This is a genomic window from Halobacillus sp. AWH4_228 (genome assembly GCF_056158365.1).
In genome coordinates, this window is the sequence record NZ_JBSWTE010000001.1 from 3600309 (window position 1) to 3619469 (window position 19161).

Below are 19161 nucleotides of genomic sequence, written 5' to 3' on the forward strand. Positions count from 1 at the left end.
CAGAAGAGTTAAAACCCATTATTAGCCGCCACATTTTTAAACCAGTGCGCACTCTTTTTCAAGCTTCGTTCCTTCGTTTCCACATCGATGGAAATAAATCCATAACGGTTTTTATAGGCATTGGACCAGGACCAGTTATCCATCGTCGTCCACATATGATACCCTTTGGCATTGCACCCTTCCTGAACAGCTTTATGGAGCCACTTCAAATGCTCCGATACAAATTCAATACGGTAATCATCCTGGATTTCCCCGCCTTGCAGGAATCTCTCTTCGTTTTGTACCCCCATGCCATTCTCCGAAATAAATGACGGGATGTTTCCATAGTGATCCTTCAAATTCATCATAATATCATAGATTCCTTTTTCATAAATCTCCCACCCGCGATAGATGTTCATCCTTCTGCCCGGCATCTCGTAATGGTCGAAATACCATTCCGGAAGAAAAGGAGCATAAGGGTTTGGTAGATTTTCCTTAGCTTTCACACGACGAGGCTGATAATAGTTCACTCCTAAAATATCGACCGTATTGGCTTTCAACAGGGCTTGATCTTCCGGCTGCGAATCTGGGAGACAGCCATGCTCGGATAAAAGTTCGATCAATTCCTGAGGGTATTCACCAAGGACAGCGGGATCCAGAAAACTGCGGTTAAAGAATAAGTCAGCGATCCTGGAAGCACGCAGGTCAGCAGGGTTTCCGCTACGCGGATAAGAAGGAGTGAGGTTCAGGATGATCCCGATTTCCCCCTGGTGCTCATTCCTTTTAAAAGCTTCTACAGCTTTTGCACTGGCCAAAGCTGTGTGGTAGGCGACCTGGGCTGCCCGCTTCGCGTCCACGACGTTTGGATAATGGAAGTCATACAAGTATCCACCTTCTACAGGTACAATCGGCTCATTGAACGTAAACCACTTGGAAACCCGGTCTCCGAACAAACGAAAGGCTTCTTCTGCATATGCCCTGAATGCTTCGACAACCTGACGACTCTCCCAGCCCCCTTCCTCCTGCAGTTTCATCGGCATATCAAAGTGGAATAAGTTCACGAAAGGTTCGATATCGTTTTCGATCAATTCATCAATGACATCATTATAAAAAGCAGCTGCTTCCTCATTGACCGACCCGCGCCCTTCAGGAATCAGTCGTGACCAGGAAATCGACAGCCGGAACGTATTATGGCCGATTTCTTTCATTAACCCGATATCTTCTTTGTAGCGGTGATAAAAATCTGAAGTTGTCTGCGGTCCTACATCCTGAAAAAAACGATGGAGCTCAGTTTTATACCAATGATCCCATATATTTTCTCCTTTCCCGCCTTCCTTTGCTGCACCTTCGATTTGTGTGGCAGAGGTGGCACTCCCCCACCAAAACCCTTCTGGAAATGAATACTCTACACTCATCATGATCTCCTCCTTTATTTCAAACGGTAAATTTCAATAATTTCCACAGCAAGATCTCTAACCGTCATGGAAGTCATTAAGTGATCCTGCCCATGGATTAAAAACACATTGATTTTTGTTTCCCCTCCGCCCGCTTCTTCTTGAAGCAGCTTTGTCTGAAAGCCGTGAGCCTTTGCCAGTTCATCATTGGCTTCCTCGATCAGCCGGTCGGATTCATCGAACTTTCCTTCCTTAGCGGCTTGGATCGCTTCCATCGCACTGGATTTTCCGTTCCCTGCGTGCAGGATGATCTGGAAGGCTGTTTCTGTTGCCGGATTCATTTCTTCATTCATTTCTCATCAATCCACCTTATATCATTCTGAAGTTACCCCTGATCCTTTATTCAACCATGTCTCCCTTACCTTCATCTTCATAGTATTTTTTATCTAATATTTTCAGAAACGGCCACCAGATGATGAAGACGATAAACAGATTGAATGCTTGAAGCGCTGCGCCCTGCCACGCATTCCCTGTTGCCAGAAAACCACTGAGAAGCGGCGGTGTCGTCCATGGCACAATGATTCCTGCAGGTTTTGGCACCAGTCCTGTCGACATTGCAAAAAATGTAATCAGTGTTATAACAACAGGAGCTACTAACCATGGGATAAGGATCAATGGATTCATGACAATTGGTAAACCGAAAATAATCGGTTCGTTCACATTAAACAATCCCGCTGGTGCCCCTAATTTACCCAGTTCTTTCAACTGTCGGCTTTTACCTATAACAAAGATTAAAATAATAACGGCAAGCGTCATCCCCGTTCCACCCATACCGACAAGAAATGTATCGATGAATTGCTTTGTAACAACGTTCGGAAGTTCATTTCCAGCCTGGAAGGCATCAAGGTTCTGTTCATTCAAGGCATACCAGATCGGGTCGAATACAGAGTTGACGATAATCTGACCATGCAGCCCGAAGAACCAGAAGACCTGAATCATAATAACCGCTACGATTGTAGCCGGCAGTCCGCTTCCCAACGCTGTCAATGGTTCCTGGATCAACGTATAGATAAAGTTCTGAACCGTATCGAATGGTGTGAAGCTGAATAAAATACGTACGAGCAAAAACACGGACAATGTCAACGTTATTGGAATCAGTGCGCTGAAGGACTTGGAAACCGCACCAGGAACACCCGAAGGCATCTTAATCATCCAATTCTTCTGAACGAAGAAGCGGTAAAGCTCTGCGGAGATAAAGGCAGTGAATATTCCCAGGAACATTCCTTCTGCACCTAGACTGGAGGTCGGAATAACGCCGGTGACGCCCTCCAGAATCTGGGGGGTCAAAATGAGAAAGGAGGCCAATGCTACGACGCCCCCATAAATGGACTCCAACTCATAATGCTCGGTCAATTTATAACCGATTCCGACAATGACGAACATCCCCATGATACTCAGGGTGGAGGCCGAAGCAGGTCCCAGTGCATTTTGATACGCTCCAAACGCCTCTTCACTGATCATTTTGTCAAGGAATGGAAAGTTAGCTATAACTACAAAGATCGAACCGAAAATGATTAAAGGCAGAGCTACCATGAAGCCGTCTCTTAACGCAGCTAAATAGCGGTTGTTATTCAGCTTATCTGCGATCGGCAGCAAAAACCCCTCTAAAAACTCCATAAATTTATTCATGCTGGATGCCCCCTGAATGGATATTAATGGTTCTCGATCGTACCAAGCGCGTTTTCTAAAACAGCTTTACCATCGACTCTTCCGTAGGCGACTGGATCGATCACCTCAACAGGGATGCCCACTGCTTCAGCAGCTTTGGAAAATTTCTTTTTCATGAAGCGCATCTGCGGACCGATAAGCAGGATATCGGCCTGCTCCATTTCTGTTAAAGCCTTATCCTGACCGACCGCCCATATGTTCACGTCCAATCCTTTTTCTTCAGCGACCTTCTCCATTTTTGAAACCAATAAGCTTGTAGACATGCCTGATGAGCAGGCTAATAAAATGTTCTTCATTTGTGCGTCCCCCTTGATTCGTTTGTTTTACCTTAATTCCATTGTATTTTAAAAGCGCTTTCATTTACACGCATGCTTTTTCCTCTATAGGTAGGAAATAATTATTTACACAGCCCGAAAAGAGACATAACCTTTGGTTATGCCTTCTCTTTCGACTTCTATGCTTCTTCATATACTATAAACCGCTCTCTCTGCAAAATGTTCGATGCAATGCAAAAATCAGTACCAACACCTCTGATTTGATCGGCAGGCTTAGGACGACCTTATAATACCGAATATAGGATACAAACGATTTGTTGGAGATCAGCCACTTATTTTATAAACATGAAATAGGTACGTTATTCTTCTGCTTTCAACAATCATTTAACCCAGACTGCCGCCCCCTTATCCTCACCGACAGATTTTCATTTTTTCATTTAACTTTTCTACAAAATGTTCAATTCTTGACACAGACAATTTGGAGGCATTACAAGAAATACCGTTAGCTTCGAGAATCACTTTTTCTAAAGAACTTAATTGATCTAAATGCAATTCATAACCGAAAGCTTCTTTCGCAGAAGCATAGGCATAAAGCTGCTCAGGAAACGCCTCTTCAAGTTCCCGCTGCAGGGTGAAAATGTCTTCAGCTGCAGCCAGAATGAACAATCCGATTTGTTTCTCCATCAATGTATGTAGATGACAAACCGCATAGGAACTGAGCTCCATGGACACCTGTCCGTTATAAATGGGGCCGCCGAGGATAACCCTGTCATAGGGATGAAGATTGATTCCCCACGCTTTTTCTACTTTAACGGCTGCGACTTCCCCATGTAATCGATCCGCCAGCAACTGGACGGATTTTTCGGTGGTTCCATGTTTGGATGTATACACTATTATTGATTTCATTCTGCTTTCCTCCTAATGAATTGCCTGCTTGGATGTTCGTTCAAATGGATGATCCAGCTCATAAAGTTGATCATAGCTTTCACTTTGATAAAGTAGTTTTTCATAGACCCCTTCTAAAACAGCTGCCCTTTTTTAAGTAACAGCACGCGGTCTGTCTTTTAAACAAACGCCAAATAGAGAGAAAATGAGATTGATTCAAGGTGGATTGGAACCGACAGAGGGAGTGGTAACCTTTAACGGAATACCTCCTTTCCATCAACCTCACTTAAATACCCATCCAATCAACAGTGGCACGAACAGAAAGTGAGAATTGGTTGTTGCTCCAATCTGCATCCTTGCCAACATCAATTCTGTCATATTTCTTCCCTCCTAAACTTTCATTTGTTCAATAATTCACATGATAATTCTACTTCTACTGTATTCCTTTTTTGAAACGAATGGGACAGTTGTTTTTGTCTGCTCTGTGTCGGAATTGTTTCTAGTTTGTGAACAATTAGTAGGACCTTTAAATAGGAGGAATGATGAAGTTGTTCTTTAGACTGCTTTGTCCATTCATGACGATTTCCCAGGAAATATAAGCAACCTTCCCTAAATGGGGCAGGTTTCAAAACTATTCAAGATTTAAAAACATCTTGACCTAATCTGACAGAGTGCTGGTATACATAGAAATGGGGATTTATCAAAAAAGTCTCTCACCTGGCAGTTAATCAAATTGGATTTCACTTTTCTACATCGTTCCCGGCATAAAAATCGCAATCGGTTATGTATCCGCCATATCCTATCTCCATTCGCCATACCCTTTAATGGTTGAGAGGTATGATTTGACTCGTCCCACAAGTCTTTACATTAAATCATTCCAATGTGAAAATTCCAGTCCATTCATAGGCATGTTTACAGCGTAATTCTGCAATCCTCCCCCCCAAACCCTTTCGTTTATGAGTTTATTTTTAAAATTTCACATCATTCCTAAAACAGTTATTCCGAATGGGATCTTTGTTGATTTTAATTCGTTTATTTGTTCACTTAAAGGTCGCTGTGTTTCAATGCCCATTTCCTAAGCATAATGTCACGTTAATACAAAAATGATAATAAGATGAACTAGTCTTCATGTAGAGTCGCTTTCCACCTCTATATATAGGACAAATCTGATATAGAGGAGATAAGAAAACTTATGAAACATCTATTCGCGTGGATAATATTAACGATATCCTTATGCCTGACGTCTATTGTTATTGTTCATGCTGATGAACCTTTGGACACGTTAAAAGAAATTCAGGATGAAATTGATCAGGTCAGTCAACAAGGAGGAGGAGTAGTAACCCTGCCTGCTGAAAGAATCGTTTTATCAGAACCCCTCCGTCTCAAAAATAATGTTCACTTAACCGGACAAGGAGTCGGAAAGACCATTCTGACCATGGAACCCGTTCAATCTGATGGAAGTTTGAATCCAAATAAAATTTTGTTAGCTGATAAGATTTCAAATGTGGAAGTATCACACATCACCTTCGATGGTGCTAAGGAGCTTAGAGAAGAACTCATCAACAGTGGTTTCTCTCACACTATGTCTTTTGCTTACGTCAATGAGCTGCATATCCACGATATTGAAATTATTAATTCCGTGGATGCCAGCATTGCACTATGGTACTCCTCTAATGGAATGATTGAAAACAACGTCATCAAAGACAGTGGCAGCAACGGAATACTCGGCATGCAGGAAACACACGATATCAAAGTCCGGAACAACATCATTGATCATACAGACAATCAGAATGGTATTTTCTTCATGTACCAAGGTGACAGTACCTACAATATCCTTATTGAAGGGAATACGGTAAGGGATGTAGCTGATTATGCCATCGAAGTCGGACACACGACCCATAAACCGGATGATGAGCCACATCGGAATATTACGGTGAAGAATAATGTGATTGAGAATGCTTATTGTACGGGGATCGGTTTCAGGACAGTCTCCGAGGGTTTGATTGAAGGAAACATAATTACCAACTATGCGGAACATAATGAATATGGATGCAATGCGATATTTGTGGAAGGAAGAGTATCTTTAAACTCGGACGTGGATGTTAAAAATAATAGGATCCTTCAAGAATATCCAAAAGTTCAAGGGCAGCTCTTCCCCTATCAACAGGCGATTTATATTACAGGGATGAGTAACATGGATATTACTGGTAACACCATTGAAGACAGCTGGAATGATTCTATTTACATCCTGGCTTCTTACTTTCAAGGTGAAACACCGGATTTCCCTGATGGAAGAAGACTTTACAAGGATATCCGTATTACAAGTAATACGGTTTTGAACAGTGAAGAGATTGGCGTTCATTTCGACAGCTACCCATCCAGTGGCAATATAGTCAGCTATAACACCATTTTGCGCAGCGGAGTGGAAGCTGTGCGAGTGGAGGGAGACCCACAACGCGTGACTGTCTCCGACAATATTGTTACCGATGAAGATTCCAATCCTAGTGATAATCTTTGGACGGAACCGACCTCCTTCAACCCTCTGCCAAAGTATTTCCCTCAGACCAACCGACAGATTTTTGACGAAGGAATGTACGAAATTTCATTCAGTGCTAAGTCTGCTTCTTTGGCTACATTGAATCTTTATGTTCAAGACCGTAGGAAGTTGAATGAAAATATAGAACTTACCTCTGATTGGAAAGATTATTCCTTCTCCTTTAGCTCTGAAGACCAAGATGAACTACTCTTCTGGGATAAGGATATTTCTCAAGATATTCAAATCGAGGGTATATATCTCAAGCGTACTAATGAGGACGAAGAACCACCGGAGCTTCCTGCAGAAGTTTCTGCCGCTATTGAACAATTACAGCAGCTAGCTTCAAGTGACGAGGAAAAAGCTGTGGAAGTATCAAACATCCTCATACAAATCATCAATCTTCTGGAATGAACAAATGAATAGGTAAAAGCGAGAAGTTCACACCCTTCTCGCTTTTTATTGTTACTATTCCTGATTAATCATTACGAGTTGCGTATTTTCCAGATAAATATCCTGCTCTTGAAGAAATGTATTACTTTCAATCAGGGAATCGGAAACCTCCACAATCGAGATTTGATATTCCTGTTTATCTTCTTTATGGAATGTGTTCTCTACTATTTGAAAATCCTCTTGTTTATACACACTGATGCCGGTTTGGTTATTATCAGAGATCGAATTCCCCTCTATTTTAAATCCATTCCCAACATTCAAATTTGCTATTTGAATGCCGTGCTCCCCATTACCAGTGATGGTGTTCTGTTCAATTATATTTCCGTCTGAACCGTCTCCTTGAAAATGAACGCCATTTTTCAAATTATTTTTGAAGCTGTTATTCTTTACTTCAATCCGATGAAAGGCTCTCTTACCTTCTGCGAAGTCCGTGGTTTTCATCTGATCCGGAAGTATGGATGCCTGTACGAAAATACCATTACCCCTGCTGTCTTCCACCGTATTTCCTTCAATAAGAGTCCCGTCCATCCCCGTAACATAGATAGCATTGGCATCTCCGCTTTGGAAATTTTGTATGACTTCGTTGTCCACTACTTCCACATTCTCAGATGTATTGAAACCGCCCTCAACAAAAATCCCATCCCCTCCATAGGTACCGTTTTTTCCGTATCCGTGAATGACATTATTTTTAATAATGCCGTCACTTACAGTACGAAAAGCAATTCCAGAATTGGTAGCCTGAATGATTTCATTATTCGTAACTTGAATGTTCCTATGCTGTTCTTGTCCATCGGGAACAATGTGCCCGACTTCAATTCCAAAATCCGCTGCATCGTTAACTTTATTGTTATCTATGACAATGTCGGATGAGGAATGACCCCGTTGATAAGAAATGAAAATCCCATTCTGATGATCTGTGTGATTAATTATATTATTGGAAATCGTAACGTTTTTTGTTTCCTGCATAGCGAGGATTCCATTCGATCCACTATCTTCTATCCGGGAATTTTGAACACTACCGTTCCGGCTGTTATACAACATGATGGAAGCGGATGCAGATTGCATAATTTTCACTTGATCAATTAAAAATCCGTCCACATGAACAATATCGATGCTATGCGCATGCGGATCATTGATCAAGGATTTACGCTCCTCCTTGTTACCGTCCACCGTTAGTTCGCTGATTTTAATATTCTTCGCACCGCTCTCTGTCTCAATAATCTTATGATCATTTTTAGTTCCATTATCCAGCAACGGCTTCAACTCGATGATCGTCTGATCGATTCCCGCACCTTTCAAGTGGACATCAGATTTAAGCAGAATCGGCTCGGAAATAACATATTGGCATGGTTCTAATAAAACAATTCCCCCACCTGTATTACTTGCCGTATTGATTTCCTTCTGCAGCTCTTCTATATCTTCCTTAGAAGCCATACAATCGTTCACTGCTGTGGAAGTTGGAGAAGATTCTCTTCCACCTATAAACAATGCCAGGACTGCACCAATAACCAATATAAAAGACCCTACCAACATTGTTCGTTTCAAATGTCCGACGGTTCTTCGCTCCTATCTATTTCTCTTTTATCTATTTTTTGATCTTTGCTGCTGTCTCCTCCAATGAATAAATGCAATAACTTCTTTATATTCATCAAGCATGTCCTGTTCTAAACCGTATTCAGACGCCACTGCAACAAAATCTCCCCACTCGTTCATTCGTTTTGTTTCTTCGCCTTTAATTGGATCGATTATTTCTTCAATATCAACTCTTAGAACACAAGCAATATTTTTCATAATTTGTATGGAAGGGTTTTGTTTCAAGTCTCTTTCCAGGTTACTTAAATAAGACTTAGATATACCAGATCGATTAGCTAATTCAGAGAGTGTGATCCCCTGCTGCTTCCTAACTCTTTTAATATTCCGCCCTATCATTCAACATCTCTCACCCTTCATAAAGGTAGGATTGAAGACCTTCATTTCGTTACGTAGGTCACTTGTTCATTTAGGATTTTCTTCCAAACTCGAAGGGCAAAAGATTCCGGGATTTCAACATCAGAGAATCGTATCATTTCTCCCTCTTCTATGGAGCGATTTAAAACCCCATTTCTCAGAAGTCCAATTGGGACATGATCCGGTTCATCGTTGATTCGTACAGCCTCTCCCCGAAATTCAAAACTTCCAATTCCATGCTCTATGTTTGTTCCATTTAACAAATTCTTCTTCGCAATGGCAGCTACACTCAGGCGCGGATTCGTACTATTATTAAGTAAAATACCACCGCCATTGATTACACGACGGATTGTTTTTAGAACCTCCAAATGACACAGGTGGTAATTGGTTTGCATCGTATAGAAAGGTCCATCTCCCATTTTGTAATACCGGAGAGTGTCTTGTTGCTCCTCTTCATGACGAGCAGTAATGAAGACACCTGGAGGAAGGGATCCGGAAAGAATATAATCACTAAGGACACGCCCTTCCCTATCTGCTGTTTCAGCTAGATGCTGGCCCCCGCCTCGGCTGTCATCCGCTTTCAAACCAATAATCCCATTAGCGGATATATCTGCACCGAGTCCATTTCCGACAAGCACTTGTTCAATATGGACTTTCGTTCCATCTGTAAAAGATGTGGTCATCCCAAGACTGGTACCATTTCTTTTAGACCAGTAAAGCATGTCTTCCTCAGAAGGGTTTTGATTAAGGAATCCTTTGATATTACCGTAGACAACGGGCTTGAACCCCATCTGTCTTACATCCTCATCCAACTTTGCAAGACAGCCCGGCTGATCCCCTTCCGCTTCTGTAAAAACTCCTTTTGCCGCAAAATATGACCCCGTAGTGACCTGCAATTCTGCATTCATGGTGACTACAGGCAGGGAGGCATTCATAGCCTGTTCAATGACTTCACTTCCATACAGTACATCTCCACTGCATTCTACGATGATGTCGGCGCCGTCAATCAATTCTTTTCGCGAATTTGTCAAGAGCTCTTCTCTCGGGTACCCCCCCATTTCAGCAATGCTGCGTCTTGTTAAAATACCGGAAACACACAAATCCTCCTGTCTGCTCAAAAGCTTTACCAGACCTGTCCCTATCAATCCCGTTCCAATTACACCTACGCGCTTCTTCATTTCTTCGCCTCATTTCTTTGTTCTATTGATCTATCCAACAATAAATCACCTGGAGTGACATCCCCAGTCAGCCACTCTTTCAACCATTTATCTTTTCTGGAAAAAATCTGCATATCAAGTATTTTTTTAATGGTTTCTTCACGGAACCGATAACGGATTACTTTAGCGGGAACACCTGCCACAATCGCATAAGGTGGGACATCCATGGTAACCACCGCACCGGCTGCAACAATGGCCCCTTCTCCTATCGTGACCCTATCAAGTACAATAACATGAGCCCCCAGCCAAACATTGTCATGGATGGTGACAGGAGAAAATTCTTCGTAATAATCCTGATCCACCCATGTTTCTCCGTTCAACTGACCTGCAGTCGAATAGAAGATTGGAGAGGTTGATATGAAATGGCTGGGATGGTTTCCTAATCCGATTTGACACCCAGGACCAATGGAACAAAACGACCCCAGCTTCACATTCATAACATTGCAGTTTCTAGCCGTATACGTATATCTCCCAACATCTGAATGGGAAATCCTTGTATAAGCATTGATAGAGCATCTTTCGCCGACGGTAGTCGTTGAAACATCCACTTCAACACCCTGACCCAGATAAACAGATGGGTACTTCCGTTTAAACTGTAAATGACGGATTCCATTCTTTAATCCAAAAGGTATAAAACGCCCAATTCCCACTGTTACCCCTCCTGTCGTTTATGTAAGACGCTGCCATTTCCCAGTTTTATGACGGAGGAAATCCCGGTAGCCATTCCGAACCGCCTCCCGCAAATCTTTGGAACCTTTCCCTTTACATCTATACACCAACAATTTCAATATTGTCTTCATGCTGAAATAACAAAGAAAAAACGTATAATTCAATCGATTGGAATGAAGATACATAAAATGCATTTTATTCCTCGTACCGTAATAATTCGCAAGAGGGGAACGAAATCCTGCTGTAGCAGAGACTTTGTGATAGATCAATGATTCAGGGACATATCTAAGTCTGTATCCAGCCTTTTTCATACGAACACAAAACTCTGTATCTTCATAAAATAAGAAATAATCCTCATTTAAATACCCGATTTCTTGAATCATCCGGGTGTGAAACAGAAGCGAACATCCTGTCAAAAATTCGACATCTCTAGAAGAAGATGATTGATAATCTTGAAGAGCATGGACGGCGGTCCCTGTCTTCCAGTTGATATACCCCCCACCATACCAAGTTTGTTTCGAAGGATCATGATAATTGATATGAGAACAACAGGCTCCTACCCCTGTGTCTTTTTGAAGCTCATAGACGAGCGGGGACAAGAAATCCGGGCTTACCACAGTATCGTTGTTCAACATTAAAATGTAGTCAGGGTGGAGTTGTTCCATCGCATATTTCACACCTGCATTGTTTCCAGCAGCAAATCCTCTATTCTCTTCCAACTGCACGATGTGGCAGGAATACGAAAGAAGGGCCGCTTCAAGTTCTTCTTGATTATCAGAAGCATTATCAACAACGATTACTTGGATATTTGGATAGGTTTGATCAGTCAAGGAATCCAAACAATCCAAAGTGTCCTTGGTTCCATTGAAGTTTACGATAACTACACAAACAGATGGTGGTGCTTTCTTTTTCATCATTTTAACCCCCCACCTTTTTCATACCGGTCAACTTCTCTCTTCTTGTAAAGCATGTAGTAAGCTGCAATCATAGCTAAGTGAAACCATACAAAGCCCATTCGAAAACCGTTGTTGAAATTAAAGTCAACCAGGATAACGACACTGGATGCTGCAAAGCCTAAAGGAATGAAGTCCTGTTTAGAGTACATCTCGTGTATCATCTGGATGAGACGACCAATGATTACAAGAAAGATTGCAAGCCCAATAATCCCCGTATCGAACAAAACCGTGAGGAATATATTCGCATTTCCTTTCCCCTCATTGAGTTCCCCTCCATAAATATACTTGTCTCTCATCTCCTGCATTTGAGATAGCTCCGCCATTCCTCCACTACCATTTCCGACAATAGGGTGGATGTTGATATGGTCAATCATCATCTGAATAGAAGCAACACGACTGTCAGCCGCACCACTATCTGTTTCCAAAGAGGTCAGTGGATTCAAACGCTGATAAATGCTCGTCCCAATTTCCGGATTGGTGACAAACAAACCACCTGCGAGAATCGCCCCACCTATTCCCGTAAAAAGTGCGAACCGTATTAAGCGTCTTCCTTTCGTTAATATGAATAAAAACAGTCCAGCTGCAAACAACGCCAGAATCGCCGCTCGTGCCATGCTGATTATTACCCCTAAACAAGTAATGACCAAAGCGACCTGGATGAAAGAATGAGAGAAGAGAGTCGAATGCTTGTACATATACAGAACAAGAAGCCAAGCGGCTGAATAACCACAAAACAAACCATACCAATCCGGTTCATGAGCAAAGGAGGACGGACGCGGAATACCGATATGCTCATAATGACTGATTCCGATATCCACTCCCAGGAAAAAGCCGGCCCATTGTACAAATCCTACAACTGCAACGATCACTCCTGATATAATGCTGTACTTGACAATTTTCCGAAGAAAAGGTTCTCCTTTGTCATAGATCACTTGTACGGAGAGGAAGAAGAAGAGATTCAGGAACAACTGCCCAACGACTACGGTCCAGAAATCTGTGTAATTCAGGACGTGATTATAACTTAGGAAATAGCTCCCCACCCATAAATTAATGAACAGAAATAATGGAGTGGTAAAGACATCACGCTTCTGAGCTACCATTTCCAATGCGAATTTCAAAGTCATAAACAGGAAGAGCACCTGATAGATGCGGATATATGAACCCCCTACTGATAAGAAGGAGCGATCAATGAATATACATAGAGCAATAAGTAAAAGAAACCGATCCACAGGTAGTAGGAGAAGGAATGGGAACAATAAAGCTCCGATGATTACAGGTACCATTTCCGGAGTTAGACTGGATGCGGTCCCAATGACTGCCGCCAGAACAACACACGCCCCCAGTAGAATAACCGTTTGTTTGTTCCATATGTGTTTAGCGAGCATAGCAAATCCCCTCTTCTGTTCTTCTTTCGTTATAGAGAACTCTTAGACACAGCATACTTCTTCATATACAGCCTGGAAATCCTTCACTACTTCTCTCCAAGAATAGGCGTTCGCATAGGATGTCGATGAATGGATCAGATGTTCTGTATCTTCGCGCCGTAAGATAGAGGAAACTTTGTCGACTGCCTTTTCCATATGATTGAAGTCGATAATAAAACCATTTCTCTCATCATCGATCATTTTGTTGAACGAGGGAATGTCATTCAATAGCGGAATACGACCAGCCGCCATCGCCTCGAGAGCCGAAAGTCCAAAACCTTCGTATTCAGACGCAGAGATAAAGTATTCCGAACCGGCCATTACCTCCAAAAGTCTCTCATCCGTAGCATTCTCTATAATTTCCACATGATCAGTTATACCGTAACGTTCAATCATTTCTTCATATGTGGCCCTCAATCGATCGAAATCTTTTCCTACGATGGAGAGCTTTACATCCTCGAACTCCTTCTTCAGTTGACTGACTAGTTTGAGGAGCAGGTCTACCCGTTTATTGGATGAGAAGCGTCCCACAGTAATCATGTGATTCTTAGTTCCACGCTGATTGGAAATTCCTGAATACTTTTCTACGTTGATGCCGTTCTCGATCAATTGTAGATTGTCTGATGTGATTCTTCTGAAGAGATCATAATCATTATTGCTGCAAGCTACGACTTTGTTTACATTCCTCATCACCATACGAGTAATCGTATGAAAATAGTAATACTTCAGCCTTTCTTGATTCTTTGTATGAAAAAAGCCACCATGTGTGGATAGAATAATCGGCTTCCGGTGAAAAGGCTTCAGCATTGTCATCAAATCAATGAAGGAATCAACCGCATGAACGTGGATCAAATCAAATTGTGATACATAACGCACAGTAGAGAGAGCAATTGGATAACGCTTTGAACCAAAATATGGTATCCTCCTCACCTTAACTCCGTTTTCAAGAGATTGGTCAGGTAAAGGGGTACCATCAGAGAAGTTGCGATCCAGGGTCAACACCTCCGCTTCTACACCGTTGCCATTCAGATGTGTTGCCAGTTCACTGACGAAATTCTCCAACCCTCCTATAGCAGGACTGTATTGTCTGACTATGTGCAGGACTTTCATTGCTTTCCCTCCACCCTCTATATTTTTAAAGGGGCTTCTTCTTCCTTCTCAATTTCAAACAACTTGCCGCCCCAATCCATTTCTCTCAATATGTCATGCCACTTCATCAATTCCTTGTACCAATCAAGAGTAATTGTATCCAATCCCTTCCTCAGCTCATTCGCCTGAAGGGCTTGATAAATTTCCAATGCACCATCCGCAGCGGTCCACTTACTTTCCCAGCCAAGTATTGTTTTTACTTTTTCAAAGCTCACACGATAGGAGCGGTGATCCGGGTGACCATACCATTCAATAGCAATATCCTCCGGGAGTGTGCCGGCGATTTCAGAAGCAAGTGTCTCAAGTTGATAGTTTCCAGATTCTGATCCGGCATTGAAAATCTCTCCGTTAATTTTATGACTATCTTCTTCAAGCAGCAGACACATCAGGTCTACCGTATCCTGCACGTGAAGCATAGGCCTCCACTGACTACCATCTCTCATCAAAGGTATCTTTTTGTTCTTCCAGGCTCCGTAAACCATGCCATTTACAGCAAGATCAAATCGCATACGCTTCGATTTTCCGTACAGCGTCGCTTGTCGAACGACGACAGCAGTGAACGCTTCATCTGCTAACGGAAGGATATCCTGTTCTGCTCTCTCGTTCGCCTTAGCATAAGTCGTCAGTGGATTGGTGCTATCCTCTTCGGTCACCCTTTTCGTACTCCCCTGAAAACCATAAATACTGCAGGAAGAAGGTAGTATGTAGCGCTTCACTCCTCTTTCCTTCGCCAAAAGAGCCGTTCTTACCCTTGAGTAGTGATTAATATCATACGTAATGTCTTGGAACAACTCTCCACTTGGATCATTAGAGATAGCTACAAGATCAATGACTGCATCGATACCCTCAAGATGCTCAGGTGATAATCGACGTGTATCTTCCAGTACGATCTTTAGATTCTCATGATCGTCCAGTTTCTCTTTCCCAAAGAAGAAGCGGTCGACGGCTGTAACGCTGTACCCCTTGTTTAAGAGTTTCGGAACCAACACACATCCAACATATCCACCAGCGCCTGTCACTAAAATATGCTTCATCGAATCACACTACCTTCTACCTTATATTGAAAATCATTCTCTGCCTCACGAAAAAGGGGCTGTTGTTCATCTTTCTCTGAAAGAATCGGATGACTCACCGGCCAATCGATTGCTAATTCGGAATCATCCCAACTTATCCCTCGATCATTCTCCGGTGAATAATAAGCGTTCACTTTATAACAGACATTGGTGTTCTCTGTCAGTGTACAAAATCCGTGAGCGAATCCTTCTGGGACGTAAAGCATTCTTTGGTTGTGTTCTGAAAGAATGAAACTCTGCCATTGCTTATAGGTCGGCGATCCCTCTCTGATATCGACCACTACATCATATACCACACCTGTAATTACACGGACCAGCTTCGACTGGGCTTTAGGATTCAACTGATAATGCAGCCCACGCAAGACACCTGCCTCTTTAGACAACGAATGGTTGTCCTGAATAAAAGAATCCTCAATCCCATGTTCGTTAAATACAGATCTATTATAGTTCTCCATAAAAAAACCTCTTTGATCTCCAAATACTTTCGGTTCAATCAGCTTGACGCCTGGCAGATTCGTTTTGATTACTTTCACATCATTACCCCCCTGTTTCATTCAACTATGACGCACCTTGGCACCCACACTCGGTGTAAATAATCGATCTGCTTCCGTTAATGATGCATGGGTTCCCGCGTCTATCCAATGGCCTGTAAGAATCCGGTAGTCAAGCATACCTGTGTTTAGGAAGGCTCTATTCACATCCGTAATTTCCAGTTCTTTTCTTTCTGAAGGTCTCAAACTATTAATAATTGAGAATACCTGTGGTTTGTAAAGATAAATTCCAGTTACCGCACAGTCTGACATCGGCTTTGGTGGCTTCTCCTCGATAGCACAGATAATTCCAGATGAAAATGTAGCAATTCCGAATCGCTCTGGATCCTTCACCCGTTTCAGAAAAATCATAGCCTGAGCATCCGATTCAAGAAAAGGACGAATATGGGGTTCTAACGAATCAGAAAAAATGTTATCCCCGAGAATTACAGCAACAGGATCCCCTCCACAGAATCCGCGCGCCAATCCCAGTGCCTCCGCTACCCCACCAGCTTCTTCCTGAATTTCATAAGATAAGCGTACGCCTAATGTATCTCCATATCCAAGTTCCTCAATCATATGATCGATATGAGCTTTACCTGTGACGATCAAAATTTCGTCAATCCCAGCCTCCTTCAACTTCCCTATGCCGTGATGGATCATAGGTACACCACCTACCGGAAGTAGATGCTTATTTGTATACCGAGTTTTGGGATACAGTCTTGACCCTGTTCCTCCAGCCAGAATGACTCCTTTCATAGTCTTCTCCTCCTTCATGAACCGCATCACTTATGCGATTTTCCTTCGTCTCCAAGCTTCAGGCAAATGACTGGACGGAATGTCTTTCAAAATATAAGAAACAGCCATTGTGCTAATCATAATGAGTGCTCCGCCTATAAAAAACTGAATAAATATGTGCAACGGCAGAAAACGAGTGAAATGAAAAACGACATAACTGATACCTCCCGAGATTAGAAAAGTCCTTGCAATCATGAGGTAAGGCAGCAGTTCCCTCTGTTGGATGCCGAACACCTTGCACACGTCCCTCTGTTGAAGATAAGCACCTAGGAAAGCAGTGCCAACCGTTGCCACAGCTACACCATAGGGTCCAAACGACAAAATTCCAATATAACTCAACACCAGGTTTGATCCTACGACAATGGCCGTATTGATTAAAACAAGTTTCTGATTTCCAGAAATCAACAGAAGAGTATAGAAAACGGTAAAACTTAGTGGAAACTTAATCAAATAAATCAAAAAGATCGGAATACCTGACAAATACATATCGGAATAAATCAGTGAAATATATTCCTCTTTATAAAATAGTAGTATCCAGAACATCGGAAAGATGATGACAGCAAGAACTTTACTGGTGCTCTGCCAAAGTGAAAGCGTCTGTTTCACGTCGTTCTTTACATTATATAAATGGCTTAATTTGGAGAGCATGACAGTGACAACAGAGGCCGTTATTGTAAGCACAAACGGTATTTCTCTGGATACGATGGCAAATACCGCAAACTCTTCCAGCGTAGAAAAGAACTTTACAAGAATTTTATCCGCATACCCGTTCACCACCGTAATCGCCGTCACTGCACCAACGGAACCGGTATATATCACCTGCTGCTTCAACAACTGCCAGTCCATCTTAAGTGCGAACGGCTGTTTCATGATGTACAAAGCCTGCAGGATAATCATACGCACAAGTTCAAAGATGGCAATAAACTGGATGATGCTTAGAAGTTCTCCATCTCTATGGATGATCAAGAATGCAGTAGCTGCATAAGCAAGGTAATACACAAGAGAGAAGATGCTGAATAGCTTGGCTTTACCCGTGGACACATACAAATTTTCCAAATGGCTTCCAGCAATAATGGAAAAACACCAAATCCCCACCCAAATCACTAAAGAGGCCATCGCATCACCTGTTAAAAACCACCCGAATGTACTTCCAAGGTAAAGAATCATGAATGTCAGAACAGCTAAAATGAATAAGGAAACAAACGTATTGCTTATGATCCGATTCTTTTCCTCAGCATCATCTGTCTTGTTGTGAAAATACATGAAGGACGTGGACATTTCGAACGGGACCAATGCTCCAAGCGTAATCGTGATAATCAGAAGCAATTGATAGATTCCCATTTCCTCCATCGTAAGCGTTCTTGCCAGGATCATCGTAAGGAACAATGTTGATATGGATCGTAACAGCCTGTGGGCGGAAAGCAGAACAGAGTCTCTTACCATTCCCTCATCTCCCTATCAAACTCAGTAACCATCCTTGGAACTCAGAACGACATAAAACGTTTTAAAGAACAGCTTCATATCCAGCTTCAAGGATTGATGTTGAATGTAGTATAAATCTAGTTGAACCATTTCTTTAAAGCTTACATTACTTCTCCCGCTCACCTGCCAAATGCCTGTACACCCCGGCCGGATCAATAACCGCTGCATATCATAGTTCGAGTAGATAATGACTTCTCTCGGAAGTGGAGGTCTTGGTCCAACAAGGCTCATTTCTCCCTTCAGCACATTGATAAGCTGCGGGAATTCATCGATGCTCGTACGCCTGATCCAATAACCAACCTTCGTAATCCTTGGATCCCGCTTCATCTTAAACATCGGCCCTTCCACCTCGTTCTGATCAATGAGGGTATCCAGCATTTCTTCCGCGTTATAGACCATCGATCGGAACTTATACATATAGAAAGTACTCCCGCTCTCTCCTACTCTCAGCTGTTTAAACAGCACAGGTCCCTTAGGATCCTCCAATTTAATCAAGATTGAAACCATCAGGAAAACAGGGGAGAGGACGACTAAACCAATCAAGGCAGCAAGCAAATCCAAGATGCGTTTCATAAAGAAGTATGTCTTAGCTGGAGAGGGGGCATCCAGTTTTTCAGGAAAGGGTATGGACTTTTGCTTTGGCTTGGTTAAACTCATGACCACTCCGCT

At 42.3% G+C, this 19161-nt stretch carries 18 protein-coding genes; 1 reads left to right on the plus strand and 17 read right to left on the minus strand.

What is annotated here, in order from left to right:
- Positions 1-8: 8 nt before the first annotated feature.
- From ACXADP_RS18530 to ACXADP_RS18550, 5 genes are all read right to left on the minus strand, one after another.
- A complete protein-coding gene (locus ACXADP_RS18530; protein WP_474972142.1) occupies positions 9-1394 on the minus strand; it encodes a glycoside hydrolase family 1 protein in 1386 nt (461 codons plus the stop codon).
- Positions 1395-1408: 14 nt separating this feature from the next.
- Complete coding sequence (locus tag ACXADP_RS18535) at positions 1409-1726, minus strand: PTS sugar transporter subunit IIA (protein WP_474967267.1); 318 nt, start codon at positions 1724-1726, stop codon at positions 1409-1411.
- Positions 1727-1772: 46 nt separating this feature from the next.
- Positions 1773-3062, minus strand: coding sequence for a PTS cellobiose transporter subunit IIC (celB, locus tag ACXADP_RS18540; protein WP_474972143.1), 1290 nt, complete (start codon positions 3060-3062; stop codon positions 1773-1775).
- Positions 3063-3085: 23 nt separating this feature from the next.
- Positions 3086-3397 (minus strand): lactose/cellobiose PTS transporter subunit IIB, encoded by a 312-nt coding sequence (locus tag ACXADP_RS18545; protein ID WP_474972144.1) that lies wholly within the window; start codon positions 3395-3397, stop codon positions 3086-3088.
- Between the two features lie 390 nt (positions 3398-3787).
- Positions 3788-4282 carry a flavodoxin domain-containing protein gene (locus ACXADP_RS18550; protein WP_474972145.1) on the minus strand — a complete coding sequence of 165 codons (495 nt, stop codon included), beginning with the start codon at positions 4280-4282 and terminating at the stop codon, positions 3788-3790.
- Between the two features lie 1171 nt (positions 4283-5453).
- Here ACXADP_RS18550 and ACXADP_RS18555 point away from each other — a divergent pair.
- Entirely contained in the window at positions 5454-7208 is a 1755-nt protein-coding gene (locus tag ACXADP_RS18555; RefSeq protein ID WP_474972146.1) for a right-handed parallel beta-helix repeat-containing protein, read from the plus strand.
- A gap of 54 nt (positions 7209-7262) precedes the next feature.
- Here the strand turns inward: ACXADP_RS18555 and ACXADP_RS18560 are convergent, their stop codons facing one another.
- The 12 genes from ACXADP_RS18560 to ACXADP_RS18615 form a co-directional block, all read right to left on the minus strand.
- Positions 7263-8759, minus strand: coding sequence for a right-handed parallel beta-helix repeat-containing protein (locus ACXADP_RS18560; RefSeq protein ID WP_474972147.1), 1497 nt, complete (start codon positions 8757-8759; stop codon positions 7263-7265).
- Between the two features lie 69 nt (positions 8760-8828).
- Positions 8829-9176 (minus strand): helix-turn-helix domain-containing protein, encoded by a 348-nt coding sequence (locus tag ACXADP_RS18565; protein WP_474972148.1) that lies wholly within the window; start codon positions 9174-9176, stop codon positions 8829-8831.
- Positions 9177-9217: 41 nt separating this feature from the next.
- Complete coding sequence (locus ACXADP_RS18570; protein ID WP_474972149.1) at positions 9218-10372, minus strand: NAD(P)-dependent oxidoreductase; 1155 nt, start codon at positions 10370-10372, stop codon at positions 9218-9220.
- The gene (locus tag ACXADP_RS18575) at positions 10369-11061 is read right to left on the minus strand and encodes a CatB-related O-acetyltransferase (protein ID WP_474972150.1); all 693 of its coding nucleotides are present in this window, start codon (positions 11059-11061) and stop codon (positions 10369-10371) included. Before ACXADP_RS18575 ends, ACXADP_RS18570 begins: the two co-directional genes overlap by 4 nt.
- A gap of 18 nt (positions 11062-11079) precedes the next feature.
- A complete protein-coding gene (locus ACXADP_RS18580) occupies positions 11080-11994 on the minus strand; it encodes a glycosyltransferase family 2 protein (RefSeq protein WP_474972151.1) in 915 nt (304 codons plus the stop codon).
- Positions 11994-13421: an O-antigen ligase family protein gene (locus tag ACXADP_RS18585; RefSeq protein WP_474972152.1), complete on the minus strand. Its 1428-nt coding sequence runs from the start codon at positions 13419-13421 to the stop codon at positions 11994-11996. The genes ACXADP_RS18580 and ACXADP_RS18585 overlap by 1 nt, the downstream gene beginning before the upstream one ends.
- A gap of 42 nt (positions 13422-13463) precedes the next feature.
- A complete protein-coding gene (locus tag ACXADP_RS18590; protein ID WP_474972153.1) occupies positions 13464-14570 on the minus strand; it encodes a glycosyltransferase family 4 protein in 1107 nt (368 codons plus the stop codon).
- Between the two features lie 17 nt (positions 14571-14587).
- A complete protein-coding gene (locus tag ACXADP_RS18595) occupies positions 14588-15643 on the minus strand; it encodes an NAD-dependent epimerase/dehydratase family protein (protein ID WP_474972154.1) in 1056 nt (351 codons plus the stop codon).
- Positions 15640-16215, minus strand: a complete 576-nt coding sequence (gene rfbC / locus ACXADP_RS18600; RefSeq protein WP_474972155.1) for a dTDP-4-dehydrorhamnose 3,5-epimerase — start codon at positions 16213-16215, stop codon at positions 15640-15642. The genes ACXADP_RS18595 and rfbC overlap by 4 nt, the downstream gene beginning before the upstream one ends.
- 21 nt (positions 16216-16236) lie before the next feature.
- Entirely contained in the window at positions 16237-16971 is a 735-nt protein-coding gene (locus ACXADP_RS18605) for a sugar phosphate nucleotidyltransferase (RefSeq protein ID WP_474972156.1), read from the minus strand.
- 30 nt (positions 16972-17001) lie between these two features.
- Positions 17002-18453 (minus strand): oligosaccharide flippase family protein, encoded by a 1452-nt coding sequence (locus ACXADP_RS18610; protein WP_474972157.1) that lies wholly within the window; start codon positions 18451-18453, stop codon positions 17002-17004.
- A 21-nt stretch (positions 18454-18474) separates the two neighbouring features.
- Positions 18475-19149: a sugar transferase gene (locus ACXADP_RS18615; protein ID WP_474972158.1), complete on the minus strand. Its 675-nt coding sequence runs from the start codon at positions 19147-19149 to the stop codon at positions 18475-18477.
- Positions 19150-19161 lie beyond the last annotated feature (12 nt).

Coding starts and splice junctions, on each gene's coding strand:
- ACXADP_RS18530 (WP_474972142.1), bottom strand. CDS start 1,394: ATGAGTGTAGAGTATTCATTTCCAGAAGGGTTTTGGTGGGGGAGTGCC.
- ACXADP_RS18535 (WP_474967267.1), bottom strand. CDS start 1,726: ATGAATGAAGAAATGAATCCGGCAACAGAAACAGCCTTCCAGATCATC.
- celB (WP_474972143.1), bottom strand. CDS start 3,062: ATGAATAAATTTATGGAGTTTTTAGAGGGGTTTTTGCTGCCGATCGCA.
- ACXADP_RS18545 (WP_474972144.1), bottom strand. CDS start 3,397: ATGAAGAACATTTTATTAGCCTGCTCATCAGGCATGTCTACAAGCTTA.
- ACXADP_RS18550 (WP_474972145.1), bottom strand. CDS start 4,282: ATGAAATCAATAATAGTGTATACATCCAAACATGGAACCACCGAAAAA.
- ACXADP_RS18555 (WP_474972146.1), top strand. CDS start 5,454: ATGAAACATCTATTCGCGTGGATAATATTAACGATATCCTTATGCCTG.
- ACXADP_RS18565 (WP_474972148.1), bottom strand. CDS start 9,176: ATGATAGGGCGGAATATTAAAAGAGTTAGGAAGCAGCAGGGGATCACA.
- ACXADP_RS18570 (WP_474972149.1), bottom strand. CDS start 10,372: ATGAAGAAGCGCGTAGGTGTAATTGGAACGGGATTGATAGGGACAGGT.
- ACXADP_RS18580 (WP_474972151.1), bottom strand. CDS start 11,994: ATGAAAAAGAAAGCACCACCATCTGTTTGTGTAGTTATCGTAAACTTC.
- ACXADP_RS18585 (WP_474972152.1), bottom strand. CDS start 13,421: ATGCTCGCTAAACACATATGGAACAAACAAACGGTTATTCTACTGGGG.
- ACXADP_RS18590 (WP_474972153.1), bottom strand. CDS start 14,570: ATGAAAGTCCTGCACATAGTCAGACAATACAGTCCTGCTATAGGAGGG.
- ACXADP_RS18595 (WP_474972154.1), bottom strand. CDS start 15,643: ATGAAGCATATTTTAGTGACAGGCGCTGGTGGATATGTTGGATGTGTG.
- ACXADP_RS18605 (WP_474972156.1), bottom strand. CDS start 16,971: ATGAAAGGAGTCATTCTGGCTGGAGGAACAGGGTCAAGACTGTATCCC.
- ACXADP_RS18610 (WP_474972157.1), bottom strand. CDS start 18,453: ATGGTAAGAGACTCTGTTCTGCTTTCCGCCCACAGGCTGTTACGATCC.
- ACXADP_RS18615 (WP_474972158.1), bottom strand. CDS start 19,149: ATGAGTTTAACCAAGCCAAAGCAAAAGTCCATACCCTTTCCTGAAAAA.